Source organism: Cupriavidus sp. DF5525, assembly GCF_040149425.2.
Taxonomy (GTDB): Bacteria; Pseudomonadota; Gammaproteobacteria; order Burkholderiales; family Burkholderiaceae; genus Cupriavidus; species Cupriavidus pickettii_A.
On record NZ_CP168266.1, the window covers coordinates 1,782,488 to 1,798,108 of the forward strand.

The 15,621-nt window shown below is 68.2% G+C and carries 16 protein-coding genes; 14 read left to right on the forward strand and 2 right to left on the reverse strand.

Annotated features, from left to right (window positions below):
* The 4 genes from ABNX08_RS29345 (at position 1) to ABNX08_RS29360 (ending at position 4,936) form a co-directional block, all read left to right on the forward strand.
* A complete protein-coding gene (locus tag ABNX08_RS29345) occupies positions 1 to 1,443 on the forward strand; it encodes an FAD-binding oxidoreductase (protein WP_022539227.1) in 1,443 nt (480 codons plus the stop codon).
* A gap of 237 nt (positions 1,444 to 1,680) precedes the next feature.
* A complete protein-coding gene (locus tag ABNX08_RS29350) occupies positions 1,681 to 2,811 on the forward strand; it encodes a ligase-associated DNA damage response exonuclease (protein ID WP_374063694.1) in 1,131 nt (376 codons plus the stop codon).
* The gene (locus ABNX08_RS29355) at positions 2,808 to 4,481 is read left to right on the forward strand and encodes an ATP-dependent DNA ligase (RefSeq protein ID WP_022539229.1); all 1,674 of its coding nucleotides are present in this window, start codon (positions 2,808 to 2,810) and stop codon (positions 4,479 to 4,481) included. The genes ABNX08_RS29350 and ABNX08_RS29355 overlap by 4 nt, the downstream gene beginning before the upstream one ends.
* 206 nt (positions 4,482 to 4,687) lie before the next feature.
* Positions 4,688 to 4,936: a hypothetical protein gene (locus ABNX08_RS29360; RefSeq protein ID WP_349608889.1), complete on the forward strand. Its 249-nt coding sequence runs from the start codon at positions 4,688 to 4,690 to the stop codon at positions 4,934 to 4,936.
* Here ABNX08_RS29360 and ABNX08_RS29365 read toward each other — a convergent pair.
* Positions 4,921 to 5,691, reverse strand: coding sequence for an SDR family NAD(P)-dependent oxidoreductase (locus tag ABNX08_RS29365; protein WP_022539231.1), 771 nt, complete (start codon positions 5,689 to 5,691; stop codon positions 4,921 to 4,923). The two genes, ABNX08_RS29360 and ABNX08_RS29365, sit on opposite strands and share 16 nt — an antisense overlap.
* Before the next feature lie 815 nt (positions 5,692 to 6,506).
* Here ABNX08_RS29365 and ABNX08_RS29370 point away from each other — a divergent pair.
* The 10 genes from ABNX08_RS29370 (at position 6,507) to ABNX08_RS29415 (ending at position 14,630) form a co-directional block, all read left to right on the forward strand.
* Complete coding sequence (locus ABNX08_RS29370) at positions 6,507 to 7,436, forward strand: LysR family transcriptional regulator (RefSeq protein ID WP_022539232.1); 930 nt, start codon at positions 6,507 to 6,509, stop codon at positions 7,434 to 7,436.
* Positions 7,437 to 7,628: 192 nt separating this feature from the next.
* A complete protein-coding gene (locus ABNX08_RS29375) occupies positions 7,629 to 7,973 on the forward strand; it encodes a hypothetical protein (RefSeq protein ID WP_022539233.1) in 345 nt (114 codons plus the stop codon).
* 200 nt (positions 7,974 to 8,173) lie between these two features.
* Entirely contained in the window at positions 8,174 to 8,527 is a 354-nt protein-coding gene (locus ABNX08_RS29380) for a Zn-ribbon domain-containing OB-fold protein (RefSeq protein WP_022539234.1), read from the forward strand.
* Between the two features lie 28 nt (positions 8,528 to 8,555).
* Positions 8,556 to 9,701: a thiolase family protein gene (locus tag ABNX08_RS29385; protein WP_022539235.1), complete on the forward strand. Its 1,146-nt coding sequence runs from the start codon at positions 8,556 to 8,558 to the stop codon at positions 9,699 to 9,701.
* Position 9,702: 1 nt separating this feature from the next.
* Positions 9,703 to 10,467, forward strand: a complete 765-nt coding sequence (locus ABNX08_RS29390; protein ID WP_022539236.1) for an SDR family NAD(P)-dependent oxidoreductase — start codon at positions 9,703 to 9,705, stop codon at positions 10,465 to 10,467.
* Between the two features lie 10 nt (positions 10,468 to 10,477).
* A complete protein-coding gene (locus ABNX08_RS29395) occupies positions 10,478 to 11,281 on the forward strand; it encodes an enoyl-CoA hydratase/isomerase family protein (protein ID WP_022539237.1) in 804 nt (267 codons plus the stop codon).
* 32 nt (positions 11,282 to 11,313) lie between these two features.
* On the forward strand, positions 11,314 to 12,297 hold the full coding sequence (locus ABNX08_RS29400) for a tripartite tricarboxylate transporter substrate binding protein (protein WP_022539238.1): 984 nt from the start codon (positions 11,314 to 11,316) through the stop codon (positions 12,295 to 12,297).
* Positions 12,294 to 12,719, forward strand: a complete 426-nt coding sequence (locus ABNX08_RS29405) for a PaaI family thioesterase (protein WP_022539239.1) — start codon at positions 12,294 to 12,296, stop codon at positions 12,717 to 12,719. Before ABNX08_RS29400 ends, ABNX08_RS29405 begins: the two co-directional genes overlap by 4 nt.
* 1 nt (position 12,720) lies before the next feature.
* Positions 12,721 to 13,953, forward strand: a complete 1,233-nt coding sequence (locus ABNX08_RS29410) for a CaiB/BaiF CoA-transferase family protein (protein WP_022539240.1) — start codon at positions 12,721 to 12,723, stop codon at positions 13,951 to 13,953.
* A complete protein-coding gene (locus tag ABNX08_RS29415; protein WP_022539241.1) occupies positions 13,950 to 14,630 on the forward strand; it encodes a nitroreductase in 681 nt (226 codons plus the stop codon). The genes ABNX08_RS29410 and ABNX08_RS29415 overlap by 4 nt, the downstream gene beginning before the upstream one ends.
* 15 nt (positions 14,631 to 14,645) lie before the next feature.
* Here ABNX08_RS29415 and gcvA read toward each other — a convergent pair whose 3' ends face one another.
* A complete protein-coding gene (gene gcvA / locus ABNX08_RS29420) occupies positions 14,646 to 15,542 on the reverse strand; it encodes a transcriptional regulator GcvA (protein ID WP_022539242.1) in 897 nt (298 codons plus the stop codon).
* Between the last annotated feature and the right edge of the window lie 79 nt (positions 15,543 to 15,621).

The window sequence follows — 15,621 nt, forward strand, 5'->3', positions numbered from 1 at the left end:
ATGCAAGCCGTAGTCCCCCGCAGTGTCCTGGCCGGCGAGCACTCGACCGCGCCAGCCCGGCCGTACGACCCCGCCTACGACCCGCTGCACACCCCCACTCCCGGACACGGGCGCGAATACGCGCCGACCTACTGGATCGGCACCGCCGGCGAGCCGCCCGCCGACGACGGCCCGATCACGCATGACATCGACGTCGATGTGGCGATCATCGGCTCGGGCTTCACCGGCCTGACCTGCGCCATCTTCCTGGCGCAGGAGTACGGCATCAAGGCCACCGTGCTGGAAGCGAACCGCGTCAGCTGGGGCTGCAGCACGCGCAACGGCGGCCAGGCGCAATGCGCGTCGGGGCGGCTCAAGCGTTCGCAATGGATCCAGCGCTACGGGCTCGATACCGCGCTGCGCCTGCATGAAGAGATCTGCGCCGGCATGGAGACCTTCAAGGGCCTGATCAAGGACATCGAGTGCGATCCGCAGCCGGGCGGCCACCTGTACATCGCGCACCGCGACAAGGTGATGCCCACGCTGGAGAAGGAAGCCAAGGTCCTGCGCGAAGTATTCAACTACGACGCGCGGATCCTGGATGCCGACACCGTGCGACGCGAATACGTCGACGACAAGGAGGCCGCCGGCGCCATGCACGAACCTGAAGGCATCGGCATCCACGCCGGCAAGCTCGCCTTCGGCTACCTGCGGCGCGCGCGCGAGCTCGGTGCGAAGGTGCATCCGTCCAGCCCGGTGACCAGCTGGGAAACTCGCAACGGCGTGCATTACCTGCGCACGCCCGGCGGCATCGTGCGCGCCCGCGCCGTGGGCGTTGCCACCGGCGGCTATACCTCGCAGACGCTGCATCGCGAACTCAAGAACCGGCTGTTCCCGATCCTGTCGAACTCGATCGTCACGCGCCCGCTCACCGCCGAGGAACGCGCAGCGTGCAACTTCCGCACGACGCAGGTCATTACCGATACGCGCATCCTGCGCCACTACTACCGGCTGATGCCCGACGGCCGCCTGCAGATCGGCAGCCGCAGCGCCATCACCGGCAATGACGCGCCGCAGGAACAGTACAAGCAGAAGCTGATCGGGGATATGTATCGCAAATTCCCGGCGCTGCAGGGTATCCAGGTCGATTACTCGTGGTGGGGCTGGGTCGATGTCAGCCACGACATGATGCCGCGCATCACGCAGCCGGATCCGGCGCAGTCGATCTACTACGCGATGGGCTATGGCGGCAATGGCGTGATGTACTCCGCGCAGGCTGGCAAGCGGCTGGCGGCGTTGATTGCCGGCAAGGCCTCCGCGCTGCCGGAACTGCCGATCTTCCGTTCGCCGCTGCCGTTCCCGAATGTGCGGGAGATGGTGGAATCGCAGATGTTCGCGCCGTTCCGGAGGATGGGGCAGCGGGTGCTTTACCACTGGTATCACTTGAAGGATGACGTGTTGTGAGCGGTGTGTGGCGGCATTGCTTGCCGGAAGCGCCTGCACTTGCCGACGCCCGTCTTGAACGTTCCCCTCTCCCGCTCGCGGGGTAGGGGAGCAAGCCCGCAGTCGCAGTACGATCCTACCCTGTCGGATTCCACCGACACCCAAACCGGACCCCACCGCCTCCACAGCCCGCACAGCGCCGCAGTATGATTCCCAAGTCTCCCGCCCCGGGAGCATCGCGGCCGCCCGCTGGCCGCAGTGCATCAGGAGGCACGCTTGGACCCAGCCCGGCTCCTGCAGGCTGAACCCGCCCCCGCCGGCGACCTCATCGTCGCCCGCCCGGAGGGCCTCTATTGCCGGCCCGGCGACTTCTATATCGACCCTTGGCGCCCGGTCGAACGCGCCGTCATCACCCACGCCCACTCCGATCACGCGCGGTTCGGCCACGGGCAATACCTGTGCTCGGAACCGGGCCGGGGCGTGCTGCTGGCGCGCCTGCCCGGCATCCACCTCAATACCCTGCCCTACGGCGAGCGCATCACGCACCACGGCGTCACGCTGAGCCTCCACCCCGCCGGCCACGTGCTGGGTTCAGCCCAGGTACGCCTGGAATACCGCGGCCAGGTCTGGGTGGCCTCCGGCGACTACAAGCTCGAAGCCGACGGCACCTGCGACCCGTTCGAGCCGGTGCCCTGCGACACCTTCATTACCGAAAGCACCTTCGGCCTGCCGATCTACCGCTGGCCGCCACAGGCCGCGCTGATGGCTGAAATCTTCCACTGGTGGCAAACCAACGCGCAGGCCAGCCGCGCCAGCATCGTCTACGCCTACACCTTCGGCAAGGCGCAGCGCATCCTTCATGGCCTGCTGCGCCATGCCGGCGCCGACGGCATGCCCGGCCCGGTAGTCGTGCATGGCGCGCTGACCATGCTCAACGCCGCCTATGCCGAAGCCGGCGTGGCGCTGCCGCCGATGGCGCTGGCCACGGAGCTGCCGCCGCGCAGCCCGCTGCTGCGGCAGACACTGGTGGTGGCGCCGCCATCGGCGCAACGCTCGACGTGGCTGCGCCGCTTCGGCGACGCGTCCGACGCCTTCGCCAGTGGCTGGATGCAGCTGCGCGGCACACGCCGGCGCCGTGGCGTGGATCGCGGCTTTGCGCTGTCCGACCATGCGGACTGGCCCGGGCTGCTGACTGCCATCGACGCCACCGGCGCCGGCCGAATCATCGTGACCCACGGCAACGTGCCGGTGATGGTGCGGTACCTGAACGAACGCGGCTGGCAGGCGCAGGCCTTCGACACCGAATACGGCGACGACGACGAATCGGCGCGCAGTGAAACGCAGGCTGCGGAGACCCCTGACACCAGCAACGAAGAGGCGGCGCCATGAAGGCGTTCGCCGACCTTTACGCCGCGCTAGACGGCACCACATCCACCAAGGCCCGGCTGGCCGCACTGGTCGGCTACCTGCGCGTCGCACCGCCGGAAGACGCCGCCTGGGCCGTGTACTTCCTGGCAGGCGGCAAGCCGCGCCAGATCGTGCCGGTGTCGCTGCTGCACGAACTGGCGCGCCAGGCCGCGGACCTACCCGACTGGCTGTTCGAGGAGAGCTACCAGGCCGTCGGCGACCTCGCCGAAACCATCGCCCTGCTGCTGCCCGACCCGATGGATGCCGACCACGCCGGCCTGGCGGAATGGGTCGAGCAACGGCTGCTGCCGCTGCGCGGACTGCCGCCGGAGGAACTGATGCCGCGCCTCGACACCCTGTGGCGGCCGCTCGACGCGCACGGCCGGCTGGTGCTGTTCAAGCTGATCACCGGCGCCTTCCGCGTCGGCGTGTCGCGGCTGCTGGTGACGCGTGCGCTGGGTGAAGTGGCGAGTATCGATCCCAAGCGCGTGGCCGAGCGCATGGTCGGCTACACCGACCTGTCGGCCCGGCCCGATGCGGCACGATTCCTCGCGCTGCTCGCGCCAGAGAGCGACGACAACCGCGAATTGCGCGCCAGCGGGCAACCTTACCCGTTCTTCCTGGCGCATCCACTGCAAGCACCGGTCGAGCAGTTCGATATCGTGCTCGGCGAGCCGGCAAACTGGCTGGTCGAATGGAAATGGGACGGCATCCGCGCGCAACTGGTGCGCCGCGGCGGCCAGACCTGGCTGTGGTCGCGCGGCGAGGAACTGATCACCGAACGCTTTCCGGAAATCCTGCAAGCGGCCGAACACCTGCCTGACGGCACCGTGCTCGACGGCGAGATCGTCGTCTGGCAACAGGGCCGCGTGCAGCCGTTCGCCTTGCTGCAGCAGCGCATCGGCCGCAAGACGCTGAGCGCCAGGCTGCTGCGCGAGGCGCCCGCCATCCTGATGGCCTATGACCTGCTCGAATGGGAGGGCGAGGACTGGCGCACCCGCCCGCAGGCCGAACGGCGCACGCGCCTGAAACAGGTGGTGTCGGACTACGTCCATCCCTCGCTGGAGCTCAGCCCGCTGGTCGAGGCCGAAAGTTGGGAACACTTCGCGCGACTGCGCGATGCCTCGCGCGAACTTGGCGTCGAAGGCTTCATGCTGAAGGCCGCCAGTGCCGCCTACGGCGCCGGGCGCACCAAGGACGCAGGCGTCTGGTGGAAGTGGAAGATCGACCCGTATTCTGTCGATGCGGTGCTGGTCTACGCGCAGCGCGGACATGGCCGCCGCGCCAGCCTCTACACCGACTTTACCTTCGCGGTCTGGAATGCCCCAGCCGGCACGCCCGACCGCGCGCTGGTGCCGTTCGCCAAGGCATATTCCGGCCTGACCGATGAAGAGATGCGCGCGGTCGACGCGATCGTGCGCCGGACTACGGTAGAGAAATTCGGCCCGGTGCGCAGCGTGGAGCCCACGCAGGTATTCGAGCTCGGCTTCGAGGGCATCGCCCGCAGCGGTCGCCACAAGAGCGGCATCGCGGTGCGCTTTCCGCGCATGCTGCGCTGGCGCACCGACAAGCCCATCGAAGAAGCCGACACGCTGGCCACGCTGGAAGCAATGCTGCCCGGTACCGCTGCGCCGCGGGAGGATGCGGCATGAGCCCGCCGCGCGGTGCCGGACGCGGAAGGCGTCCGGCGCGTGCCGAACGTGGGCCTCCTGTTCTAGGAGGTCTTCCGCAAGCACGATCCCGGCAACCTGCTGCTCGGCCAGGCCGAGTGCGAGGTACTGATGCAGGAGCTGGATACGCACCGGCTGGCCGATACCCTGGAGCGCCTGTCGGCGCTGAGGCGTTCGCGCTATGCCATATGCCCGGCGTTTCGCCGCATGGCTACGTGCTGGCCGGCCACCTCCACCCGGCTTGCCGCCTGCGCGGTGCGGGCGCGGACAGCCTGCGCCTGCCCTGCTTCCTGTTCGGCCCGCGCGGCGCCATCCTGCCCGCCTTCGGCGCCTTCACCGGCCACGCCACGGTGCGGCCGCTGCCGGATGAGCGCGCCTATGTGGTCGGCGGCGGCCGGGTCTGGCCGGTGGGGCTTTCCGCTCAGAACAGGGTATAGCCGCCGTCGATGACGAAGGTGTCGCCCGTGTGATAGGCCGACGCCGGACTCATCAGGTAGACCGCGATGCCGGCGAAGTCGCTGCCCTCGCCCCAGCGGCGCATCGGCACGCGCTTGTGGACCATCTCCTGGAACGCGTCGTTGGCCTGCGCCGCGCCGGTCATCTCGGTCGTGATCCAGCCCGGCAGGATCGAATGGGCGCGAATGCCCTTGCGCGCGTACTCGACGGCCAGCCCGCGCATCATGGAGATCACGCCGCCCTTGGTCGCGGCATAGTGTTCCGAGCGCGGCGCGCCCTCGATCGCCGCCACCGACGCCGTGGTGCAAAGCAAGCCGCCCTCGCCCTGCGCCAGCATCTGCCGCACCGCGGCTCGCAGCGTGAAGAAGGCGCCGTCCAGGTTGACGCGCATGGTCTTGCGCCAGACCTCCGCCGTCATGGCGTCGAACGGGCTCTTGTTGCCGCCGACGCCAGCATTGGCAAAGCAGCCGTCGATGCGGCCCAGCGCGGCGATGGTCCGCTGCATGGCGCCATCGACCGCCTGTTCGTCGCCCACGTCGCAGACCTCGGTATGCACCTTGCGGCCGTGCTGCTGCAGCCGGTCGGCCGCCGCAGCATTCTTGTCCGCGTTGGTGCCCCAGATTGCAATATCGGCACCGGCCGCAGCCAGCCCTTCGGCAATGCCCAGGCCGATGCCGCCGTTGCCGCCGGTCACCAGCGCCACTTTGCCTGTCAGGTCAAACGGGTGCTTGCTCATGTCTCTCTGTCTCCTCGGGGTGGTCTGTTGCTGCCTTGGTCGGACATTGTTGACATGGCGGGCGGCAAAGCTCGTCGTCGGAATGGATGAAATTTGGGTGTGCGGTGGAGCGGGCCGCCGTCGCTTCGGACGGGGGAGAGAGGACAAGCGTGGCTGTAGCCACGCTGCAATGGGGATATGCCCAGCCTGAACCGGCTGGGCTATTTTTCATTGCGTGTACCGCGTGGGGCGCGAGGCACTCAAGCGCCCATCACGCTGGGGGCTATCGCAATCCGAAGAAACTGAGTACGGCGAGGATGATTACAACAGCTCCAACAAGCCAGACTATATTCATGACAGCTCTCCTTGTTCCAAATGTATCGGCGCTAGTGAGGTCGAAAACCGACTGACGCCCTTTTGCACGTGGAAGGTCGTATTGGGGGACTCGTCCAACCTCGCGCCGGCGATATGCCCATCGCTATCAGAAGCCCCGCAACATTCGTGCCGAAGCGGAACTGCTGCATCTGCCTTAGCTCGCAGTGCAATTCTTCGCTAGCACCAGCAATTAAGCCGGTCAGGAATCCTCTTATTACAAAGAAGACGGGTTTTAATTACAAAGCCGTGGTATTGGCGTCTTGCATTGACTGCTTTACGCTGCCCCCGACGCTGAAACTGCACATCTTGGGTTCGGCGCGCTCACCAATCTCCGTGGCGCGGCGTAGTGCGAGTCGTTGAAGCGCGCGGTTTCCTAGGCCTGGGCGGGGCGGGCAACGGCCGTCGAATCCTGCCGTGATTCGCACTATGATGCCCACATCCCCAACCCCCGGTTGCCAATCATGGACAAGGCCCGCGTCCTCACCCTCTTCCTCGGCGTCGTCCGTGCCAATAGCTTCCATCGCGCGGCGGTCGAGGCCGGCGTAACGCCCCAGGCCGCCAGCAAGGCCGTGCGCACGCTGGAAGACCACCTCGGCGTACGCCTGCTCCACCGCACCACCCGCAAGCTCAGCCTGACCACCGAAGGTGCCCGCCTGTTCGAACTGGCCGCTCCCGGCATGCGCCAGCTCGACGAGGCGCTCGAACTGGTCCGCAGCAGCAGGAGCGACGACGACGGCCTGATCCGCCTGACCGCGCCACCGTCGATCGGCAGCCGCGTGCTGGTGCCGCTGGTGCGAGGCTTTCGCCAGCAGTACCCCGGCATTACCTTCGACGTGGTGCTGAGCGACCTCTTCACCGACCTGGTCGAAGCCAAGATCGATGTTGGCTTCCGCGTCGGCACCAGCCCCGGCCAGAACCTGGTGGCGCGGCGGCTGTGCGACCTGCCGCTGGTCATCTGCGCGTCACCGGACTACCTGGCGCGGCACGGCGAGCCGGCCTCCCTCGACGAGTTGCTGCGGCACCAGTGCACCGGCTTCCGGCGTCCCTCGACCGGGCGCATGGTGCCTTGGGAGCTGCAGGTGGGCGGCGACCTGGTCTACCAGGAGGTCCCTGCGGTGGCGAGCTTCAATGACGTCGAAACCGAGGTCGAGGCGGTGCGGTCCGGCATGGGCATCGGCCAGTTGCCTGCCTACATGATCCACGCCGACCTGGTCAGCGGACGGCTGAAGCCGATCCTGCCGGGGTACAGCAGCAGCAATGTCGGTATGTATATGTACTACCCGCATCGCAGCCAGATGCCGGTGCGGGTCCGGCGGTTTATCGACTTTGTGGTTGAGGCGAGCCGGGGCGCGGAGCAGGCGCTGTCACGGCTGGTGGGACTTTTGCCGTGAACCGTCGCCCTTCGACCATCGGCAACCATGAGTTGTCATTGAAACGCCATTCCTCTCCCTAGTGCTACGGTCGCTCCACGCATAGATTGGTCTCAACGGCGGCTGCACAGCGCCATCCCGGAACTCACCGGGACGCACGCAGCAGCCACCGTCCCTCTCTTCATTCGATGACCAGTCTTCAGGAGCGACATCATGATTGCCCAACTCGCACGCACCCTTGTTCCCGCCGCCGTCTCGCTGGTGGTCGGCGTCTCCCTGCAGAACGCGAACGCGGCTCAGGCCGCTGACGTGCCGGCCGCCGTGGCAGCGCGCACGCATGACGTCTTCACCGACGGCCAGCGGCAGGGCCGCTTCGACACCTTCTCCGAAGGCGCGCATGGCAGTGCTGCCGCAGCGCTCGTCGCCGGCCTGGACCGCAGCGGGGCCTCGGCCACGCCGGCGCGGAAGTTCGATCCTTACACCGATGGTGCCCGCGCGGTCGAAGGCGATCCGCGCCTGCGCGGCCCCGCGTTGAATAGCGTGCCGGCGTGGGTGTGATCCCCCGATCCGAAGTCGACGCAATGCGTCAGGGCAAGCCCTGAACGGCTGACTCCGATCTCCGGACAAAACGCCTGTCCAGACGCCCTGCCTCGCCCTTTCAATTGACTTTTTCTCAACCGAAAAGGCCGGAAATATCGTTTGTCGCGCAGCCCGCCGACGACAACTATTACGCCAAGGCCAACCAACAGGAGACAGCCATGTCAGACCAGCCCTATCCGCTCTGGAGCGCGGAACCCGTCCCCCACCTGATTGCCTCGCGCGACCGCGCCAGTGGCGAATGGATCTTCCCGGCGCTGCCGGCCGATTCACCGCTCGCCGCCAGCCACGACAACGTCACCATCCGCGGCTCCGGCGTGGTCTACAGCTTCACCGTGATCCATCCCGCGCCCAAGACCGGCCAGCCGCCCTATGCGCTGGGCTATGTCGACTTCGTCGGCCCGGTGCGCATCTTCGGGCGCCTCCAAGGCAAGGCGCGCCCGGTCATCGGCGACCGCTACGAGGTGCGCCCCGACGCCGAATTCGGCTATGTCTTCGAGGCCGTCACGGCCTGACCGATCGAGAAAAGGAAAGGTAAGCAACATGCAGGACATCTACATCCACGGCGGCGCAATGACGCCGTTCGGCCGCCACCCCGGCGTGCTGGCGCCGGAACTGGCGCAACAGGCCATCCTCAAGGCGCTGGCCGATGCCGACGTGCCGGCCAGCCGCATCCAGGCGGTGTATTGCGCCAACGTGCTCGGCGGCATGATCCTGGGCCAGCTGATCGTGCGCGACCTGGGCCTGAAGGGCATCCCCGTCTACAACATCGAGAACGCCTGCGCCAGCGGCGCCACCGGTGTGCACCTGGCGCGGCATGCGCTGCTGGCCGGGCAATATGACACGGTTCTGGTGTTCGGCATCGAGCAGCTCACCGCGCTGGGCGGCGGCACCATCCCGCTGCAGCGCAACGACCACAAGACCGAGCTCTATGCCAAGGCCGGCATGGTATTGCCCGCGGTGTATGCGATGCGCGGCACGCGCTTCCTGCACGAGCGCGACGCGTCACCCGCTGACCTGGCCGAAGTGGCGGTCAAGAACCGCTACAACGGCTCGCTCAATCCTTACGCCCAGCAGCGCAAGGCCACCACGGTCGAAGAAGTGCTGGCCTCGCGCATGATCGCCGACCCGCTGACGCTGCTGCAGTGCTGCCCGTCGCAGGTCGATGGCGCGGCCGCGCTGGTGCTGAGCACGCGCCGCCCGGCGCAGGCGCGCCCGGTCAAGGTGCTGTCTTCGGTGGTGGTGTCGGGCCTGCGCGAGGAAGCCGACGACGACATCCTCGACGCCGAGATCACCGCGCGCGCCGCGCGACAGGCCTATGAACAGGCCGGACTGGGCCCGCAGGATGTCGACGTGGTGGAGCTGCACGACGCCTTCACCATCGCCGAACTGCTCTACTACGAAGCGCTGGGGCTGGCACCGCAAGGCGAGGCGGTGTCGCTGCTGAAGTCCGGCGCGACGCGCCTGGGCGGCCGCGTGCCGGTCAACCCCAGCGGCGGCCTGCTGGCCAAGGGCCATCCGCTCGGCGCCACCGGCGTGGCGCAGATGGTGGAGATCCTGTGGCACTTGCAAGGGCGCGCCGGCGAGCGCCAGGTTGACGATGCCCGCATCGGCCTGACCCAGTGCACCGGCGGTGGCATCGCGGGCGTGGACCACGCCGCCTCTTCCGTCCACCTGCTGGGAGTCTGAGATGGGTACACAACGATTCGATCCCACGCATGTGGCCGTGGTCACGGGCGCCGCGCGCGGCATCGGCCTGGGCATTGCCACGCAACTGGCGCGGCAGGGCCTGACGGTGGCGCTGCTGGACCGCGATGGCGGCGCGCTTGACGAGGCGGTCGGCGGACTGGCCGCCGCAGGGCTTAACGCCTTCGGCGCCACCGTCGACCTGACCGATTCCGCCGCCGTCAACGACGCGTTTGCGCAGGTATCGGCACGCGCCGGCCGGATCGACTACCTGGTCAACAACGCCGGCGCCGTGCGCGACATGCGCTTCCTGAAGATGACCGACGAGGACTGGGACCTGGTCATCGATACCAACCTGCGCTCGCAGTTCCTGTGCTGCCGCGCGGCGCTGCCCGGCATGGTCGAGCGCGGCTACGGGCGCGTGGTCAATATCTCGTCGCGGGCCTGGCTGGGCGGCTTCGGGCAGGCCAACTATTCTGCCGCCAAGGGCGGCGTGGTCAGCCTGACGCGCTCGCTGGCGATCGAGTTCGCGGCCAAGGGCATCACCGTCAACGCGGTCGCGCCCGGCATCGTCGATACACCGCTGTTTCAGGCCTTTGCGCCCGAGGTACAGGCCCGGCTGCAGAAATCGGTGCCGGTGCAGCGCATCGGCACGGCCGACGATATCGCCAACGCAGTCAGCTTCTTCCTTGACCCGCAATCGTCCTACGTAACCGGGCAGACGCTCTACGTGTGCGGCGGGCGCAGCCTGTCGTCGCCGAGCGTGTAAGGAGGACGCCATGACCATCCAACGCCATATCGAAGGGGCGGTCGCCGTGCTGACCATCGACCGGCCCGAGGCGCTCAATGCGCTGGACGTGAACACGCTGCGCGAACTGCGCGCGCAACTGGCCGAAGTGCGCGACCGCGTCGACCTGCGCGTCGCGGTGCTGACCGGCGCCGGCACGCGCGCCTTCTGCGCCGGGGCGGACCTGAAAGGCACGCGCACTTCACCCGCCACCTACCCCGAAGCGCTGTTCCGCGCGCCGGAGCAGGCGGTGGACCTGGGCCTCTATATCCGGCTGATGGACCTGACCGACCTCGGCCTGAACAAGCCGCTGATCGCGGCGGTCAACGGGCACTGCCTGGGCGCGGGGCTGGAGATCGCCTTGCAGTGCGACTTGCGGATTGCGTCGGCGCAGGCCAGCTTCGGCCTGCCCGAAGCCGCGGTCGGCTCGATCCCGGCGGTCTCCGGCCTGCATCGGCTGCTCAAGGCCGTGCCGGCGGCCCACGCGATGCAGATGGTGCTGACCGGCGAACGCATTGACGCCGCGCATGCCGCGCGCATCGGCCTGGTCAGCGAGACGGTGGCGCCCGATGCCTTGCTCGACCGTGCCCTCGTTCTGGCCGCACGCATCGCCGCCAATGCACCGCTGGCCGTCCAGGCGGTCAAGAAGCTGTCGCGCCAGACCAGCCACCTCAGCGAAGCCGATGCGCAGCAGCTGACCGAACTCTACTGGGGCGTGCTGCGCGATACCGCCGACCGCACCGAAGGCCGCCAGGCATTCGCCGAAAAGCGGCAGCCTCGCTACACGGGCCGCTGAGCGGCCCCACCATAGCTAGACAGGAGACAACCATGGCAGGAATTTCCCGATTCATGCGCGCGGCGCTGGCCGGCGTGCTCGCAGCCACGGCGCTGGGTGCGGGGGCGCAGGCCCCCTTCCCCACGCAGAAGCCGATCACCCTGGTGGTGCCGTTCGCCCCCGGCGGCGGCAACGACATCCTGGCGCGGGTGATCGCGCCCAAGATGGGCCAACTGCTCGGCCAGACCATCGTGATCGAGAACAAGCCGGGCGCGGGCGGCAACCTCGGTACCGATTACGTCGCCCATGCGGCCCCGGATGGCTACACGCTGGTGATCGCATCCGGCCAGGTCACCATGAACCCGTTCCTCGGCATGAAGGTGCCGTTTCGGATCGAGCGCGATTTCGAGCCGGTCGGGCTGATCGCGTCGGTGCCGATCATGCTGGTCGCCAATCCCGACCAGCCGTTCCGCACGCTGCAGGAGTTCATCCAGTTCACCCGCGCCAATCCGGGCAAGCTCAGCTACAGCAGCCCCGGCCCCGGCACCCCGCAGCACCTGGCCGGCGAGGTGTTCGCCAAGCTGAACAAGACCGAACTGCTGCACGTGCCCTACCGCGGCACCGGCCCGTCGATCACCGACCTGATGGGGGGCCAGGTTCAGATCTCGTTCGCCACCTTTGCCTCGTCGATCCAGTACGTGCGCGCCGGCAAGCTGCGCGCGCTGGGCATTGCCGGCAAGAAGCGCAGCAAGCTGATGCCGGACCTGCCCACCTTCGCCGAAGCCGGCATCACCGGTTATGACGCGGAACTCTGGTACAGCATGCTGGCACCGGCCCACACGCCGAAAGCCGTGGTCGACAAGGTCAACGCCGCGCTGGTGGCCGCGCTAAAGTCGCCCGACGTCGCCGAGCAGCTGACCCGGCAGGGCTTCGAGGCGCAGGCCTCCACGCCGGCCGAACTCAAGGCCTATATCAGCAAGGAAATGTCGCGCTGGCAGCGCGTGATCCAGGACAACAACATCAAGGTGTCCCTATGAACGCCCCTAATGAACGCCATGTCCTGCCGCCCACCGACAACCCGCTGCTGGACTACCTGGGCATCCGCCTGGCCAGCGTCGGCGATGGCCGCTGTACCTTCGAGCTCGATATCGAGCCGCGCCACCTGAACCGGCAGGGCAGCGTCCAGGGCGGCGTGACCGCCACCCTGCTCGACGCCGCCTGCGGCTACGCCGGCCTGCCCACAGGCCCCGACGGCGCGCTGGGCCACGCGGTGACGGTGATGCTGAACATCAGCTACCTCAGCAAGGCCAGCGCCGGCCGGCTGCGCGCCACGGCGACGGTGACCCGCGCCGGCAAGAGCCTGTACTTTGCCTCGGCCGAACTGGCCACCGATGCCGGCGTGCTGGTGGCCACCGCGCAAGGCACGTTCAAACGATCCCGCACCCTTCCGGAGACCTGACATGCTGCGCGACGCACTGGACGGCCTGACCGTCATCGACTTCACCCAGATCGGCGCCGGGCCAACCTGCACCATGCTGCTCGCCGACATGGGCGCCAGGGTCATCAAGATAGAGCCGCCCGGCGGCGAACTCGGCCGCGGACTGGGTCCCGGCTGGCTCGGCGACGACAGCGCGCTGTTCCACGGCTTCAATCGCAACAAGCTGGGCGTGGCGCTCGACCTGAAATCCCCCGACGGGTTGGCCGTGGCGCGCCGGCTGGTTGCCGAAGCCGACATCGTGGTGGAAAGCATGCGCCCGGGCGTGATGGAGCGCCTGGGCCTGGGCTACGCCGAGCTGTCGCAGGGGCATCCGTCGCTGGTCTATTGCTCGATCTCCGCGTATGGCCAGGACGGCCCCTATGCCGGCCGCGCTGGCGTCGACGGCATTATCCAGGCCGATTCCGGGCTGATGAGCCTGATCGGCCTGCCCGACGGCGAACCGTGCAAGGTGCAGGCGCCGGTGGTCGACGTGATGACCGGCTACGTGGCCTGCGTGGGCATCCTCGGCAAGCTGGCGCAACGGGCGCGCGACGGGCAGGGCGGGCATCTCGACGTCAACCTGCTCAATGCGGCGCTGGCGCTGCAGCAGTCGTCAATCACCAGCTATTGCGCGGACGGGCAACTGCCGGAGCGCGCGGGCAGCGCCGCGCCCTACTCCGCGCCCAACCAGGCCTTCCGCACCGCCGACGGCTGGATCATGGTCGCCGCCTACATGCCCGAGCGCTGGCGCCGGCTGTGCAGCGTGCTGGGCCTGCCGGCGCTTGCCGACGACCCGCGCTTCGCCACCTCGCCGCTGCGCGTGGCCAACCGGGCGGCGATGGTAGAAGCGCTGACCGGCGTGTTCGTGACCCGGTCCACCGACGCCTGGCTGGCCCTGCTGCAGGACGCCGACATCCTGTGCGCGCGCGTGGCCACCTATGAAGACCTGATGGCGCATCCGCAGGTGGCGGCCAACCGCATGGTGCAGCGCATCCCGCACGACACGCTGGGCGAGATCAGCGTGCCCGGCTTCCCGATCAACAGCGCGCAGGAAAACGCGCTGCCGGCGCGGCCGGCGCCGGCTTGCGGGCAGCATACGCAGGCGGTGCTGGGCGAGCTTGGCTTCAGCGCGGCGCAGATCGCCAGCTTGCAGGCGCGTGGCGCGATCCACTGTACCGATGCCGGGGCGCCGCAGCTTGCCGCGGCGGCATCATGAACCGCGCCGACATCATCGCCGCACTCTACGCGCGGCGCAGCGTGCGCGGCTTTCTCGATACGCCGGTGCCGCGGGAGACCGTTGCCGCGATCCTGGACGATGCGGCGCGCAGCCCGAGCGCGTCGAACACGCAGCCGTGGCGCGTCTACGCCTGCGCAGGCGAGGTGCGCAAGCGGCTCACTGACGCGTTGCTGGCGCTGCATGACAGCGGCGGCGGTGAGCATCGCGAAGAGTATGTCTACTACCCGCCCGCGTGGCGCGAACCCTACCTGGCACGGCGCCGCACGCTGGGCAAGGCGCTGTATGGCCTGCTTGGCATCCCGCGCGGCGACAGCGCCGGCATGGCGCGCCAGTACGCGCGCAACTATGCATTCTTCGGCGCGCCGGTGGGGCTGTTCTTTACCATCGAGCGCGGGCAGGGACAGGCGGCCTGGCTGGACCTCGGCATGTTCCTGCACGCGGTAATGATGGCGGCGCTCGGGCATGGATTGGCGACCTGCGCGCAGCAGGCGTTCGCGCGCTACCACCAGGTCATTCGCGCGCAGCTGGAGATTCCGGACAGCGAGATCCTGGTGTGCGGCATGTCGCTCGGCCATCCCGATCCGCGCGAGCCGGCCAACCGCCTGCGCACCGCGCGCGAACCGGTGGAGGCGTTTGCGCAGTTCACCGGCTGGTGAGCGGCGCGAATCGTATCAGCCCTGCGTGCCGAACTGCGCCAGCAGCCACTGGCGGAACACGGCCATGCTCGGACCTTCCTTGCGCTCCGCCGGCGTCAGCAGGTAGTAGGTGAAATCGCCCATGTCGACGGTCTGGCGGAACGGCGCCACCAGTCGGCCGGCGTCCAGGTCGGCCGCCACCAGGAAGCGCTGCGCGATGGCAAAGCCCTGCCCTTCGACCGCCGCCGCATACGCCATGGCGGAACTCTGGTAGGTCATGCCGCTGCGCGCATCGACCTGTCCGTCGGCGCGGGCCGCCTTGAGCCAGTGCGCCCAGTCGTCGGGGCGCGCAATCGAGTGCAGCAGCGTCTGGTGCTGCAAATCGGCGGGCTTCTTCACCTTGTTTCCGGCTGTCAGCAGGCCGGGGCTGCATACCGGCACCAGGATGTTGGAGACCAGCCGGTAGGTATTGACACCGCTCCACTTGCCGTCGCCCAGCCGGATCGCGCCGTCGATGTCTTCCTTGCGGAAGTCGACCGGGTCGAGCGAGGCGGTGAGCAGCACCTCGATGCCGGGATTGGCGGCATGGAAGCTCGACAGCCGCGGGATCAGCCAGCGCATGGCAAAGGTGGTGTAGGCGCGCACCTTGAGCTGCTTGCGCTTCGCGCGCTTGCTCAGCCGCCGCGTGGCCTCGCGCAGGTCGTCCATCGCCTTGGTCACGGCGCGGTAGTAGTCCTCGCCGGTGCGGGTCAGCGAGATCTGGCGGTGGCCACGGTGCAGCAATTGCACGCCCAGGCCGTCTTCCAGCGCGCGGATCTGGCGGCTGACGGCGCCAGGCGTGACGTGCAACTCCTCGGCAGCCGTGGTGATGCTGAGATGCCGGGCGGCGGCCTCGAAGGCGCGCAAGGCGTTCAGTGGGGGCAGTTTGTCCATGTCGGCGAGTCTGCCACACGGTTGAGGTTTACTCAATCGAAGTGCCCGGCATTTCATTCCCAACTTTTGGTTGTCATTT

Bases quoted from the DNA above. Each gene is read 5' to 3' on its own strand.
- ABNX08_RS29370 (WP_022539232.1), top strand. From the start codon at position 6,507: ATGGACAAGGCCCGCGTCCTCACCCTCTTCCTCGGCGTCGTCCGTGCC.
- ABNX08_RS29380 (WP_022539234.1), top strand. From the start codon at position 8,174: ATGTCAGACCAGCCCTATCCGCTCTGGAGCGCGGAACCCGTCCCCCAC.
- ABNX08_RS29410 (WP_022539240.1), top strand. From the start codon at position 12,721: ATGCTGCGCGACGCACTGGACGGCCTGACCGTCATCGACTTCACCCAG.
- ABNX08_RS29365 (WP_022539231.1), bottom strand. From the start codon at position 5,691: ATGAGCAAGCACCCGTTTGACCTGACAGGCAAAGTGGCGCTGGTGACC.
- ABNX08_RS29395 (WP_022539237.1), top strand. From the start codon at position 10,478: ATGACCATCCAACGCCATATCGAAGGGGCGGTCGCCGTGCTGACCATC.
- ABNX08_RS29415 (WP_022539241.1), top strand. From the start codon at position 13,950: ATGAACCGCGCCGACATCATCGCCGCACTCTACGCGCGGCGCAGCGTG.
- ABNX08_RS29385 (WP_022539235.1), top strand. From the start codon at position 8,556: ATGCAGGACATCTACATCCACGGCGGCGCAATGACGCCGTTCGGCCGC.
- ABNX08_RS29345 (WP_022539227.1), top strand. From the start codon at position 1: ATGCAAGCCGTAGTCCCCCGCAGTGTCCTGGCCGGCGAGCACTCGACC.
- ABNX08_RS29375 (WP_022539233.1), top strand. From the start codon at position 7,629: ATGATTGCCCAACTCGCACGCACCCTTGTTCCCGCCGCCGTCTCGCTG.
- ABNX08_RS29390 (WP_022539236.1), top strand. From the start codon at position 9,703: ATGGGTACACAACGATTCGATCCCACGCATGTGGCCGTGGTCACGGGC.
- ABNX08_RS29360 (WP_349608889.1), top strand. From the start codon at position 4,688: ATGCCCGGCGTTTCGCCGCATGGCTACGTGCTGGCCGGCCACCTCCAC.
- ABNX08_RS29400 (WP_022539238.1), top strand. From the start codon at position 11,314: ATGGCAGGAATTTCCCGATTCATGCGCGCGGCGCTGGCCGGCGTGCTC.
- ABNX08_RS29405 (WP_022539239.1), top strand. From the start codon at position 12,294: ATGAACGCCCCTAATGAACGCCATGTCCTGCCGCCCACCGACAACCCG.
- gcvA (WP_022539242.1), bottom strand. From the start codon at position 15,542: ATGGACAAACTGCCCCCACTGAACGCCTTGCGCGCCTTCGAGGCCGCC.
- ABNX08_RS29355 (WP_022539229.1), top strand. From the start codon at position 2,808: ATGAAGGCGTTCGCCGACCTTTACGCCGCGCTAGACGGCACCACATCC.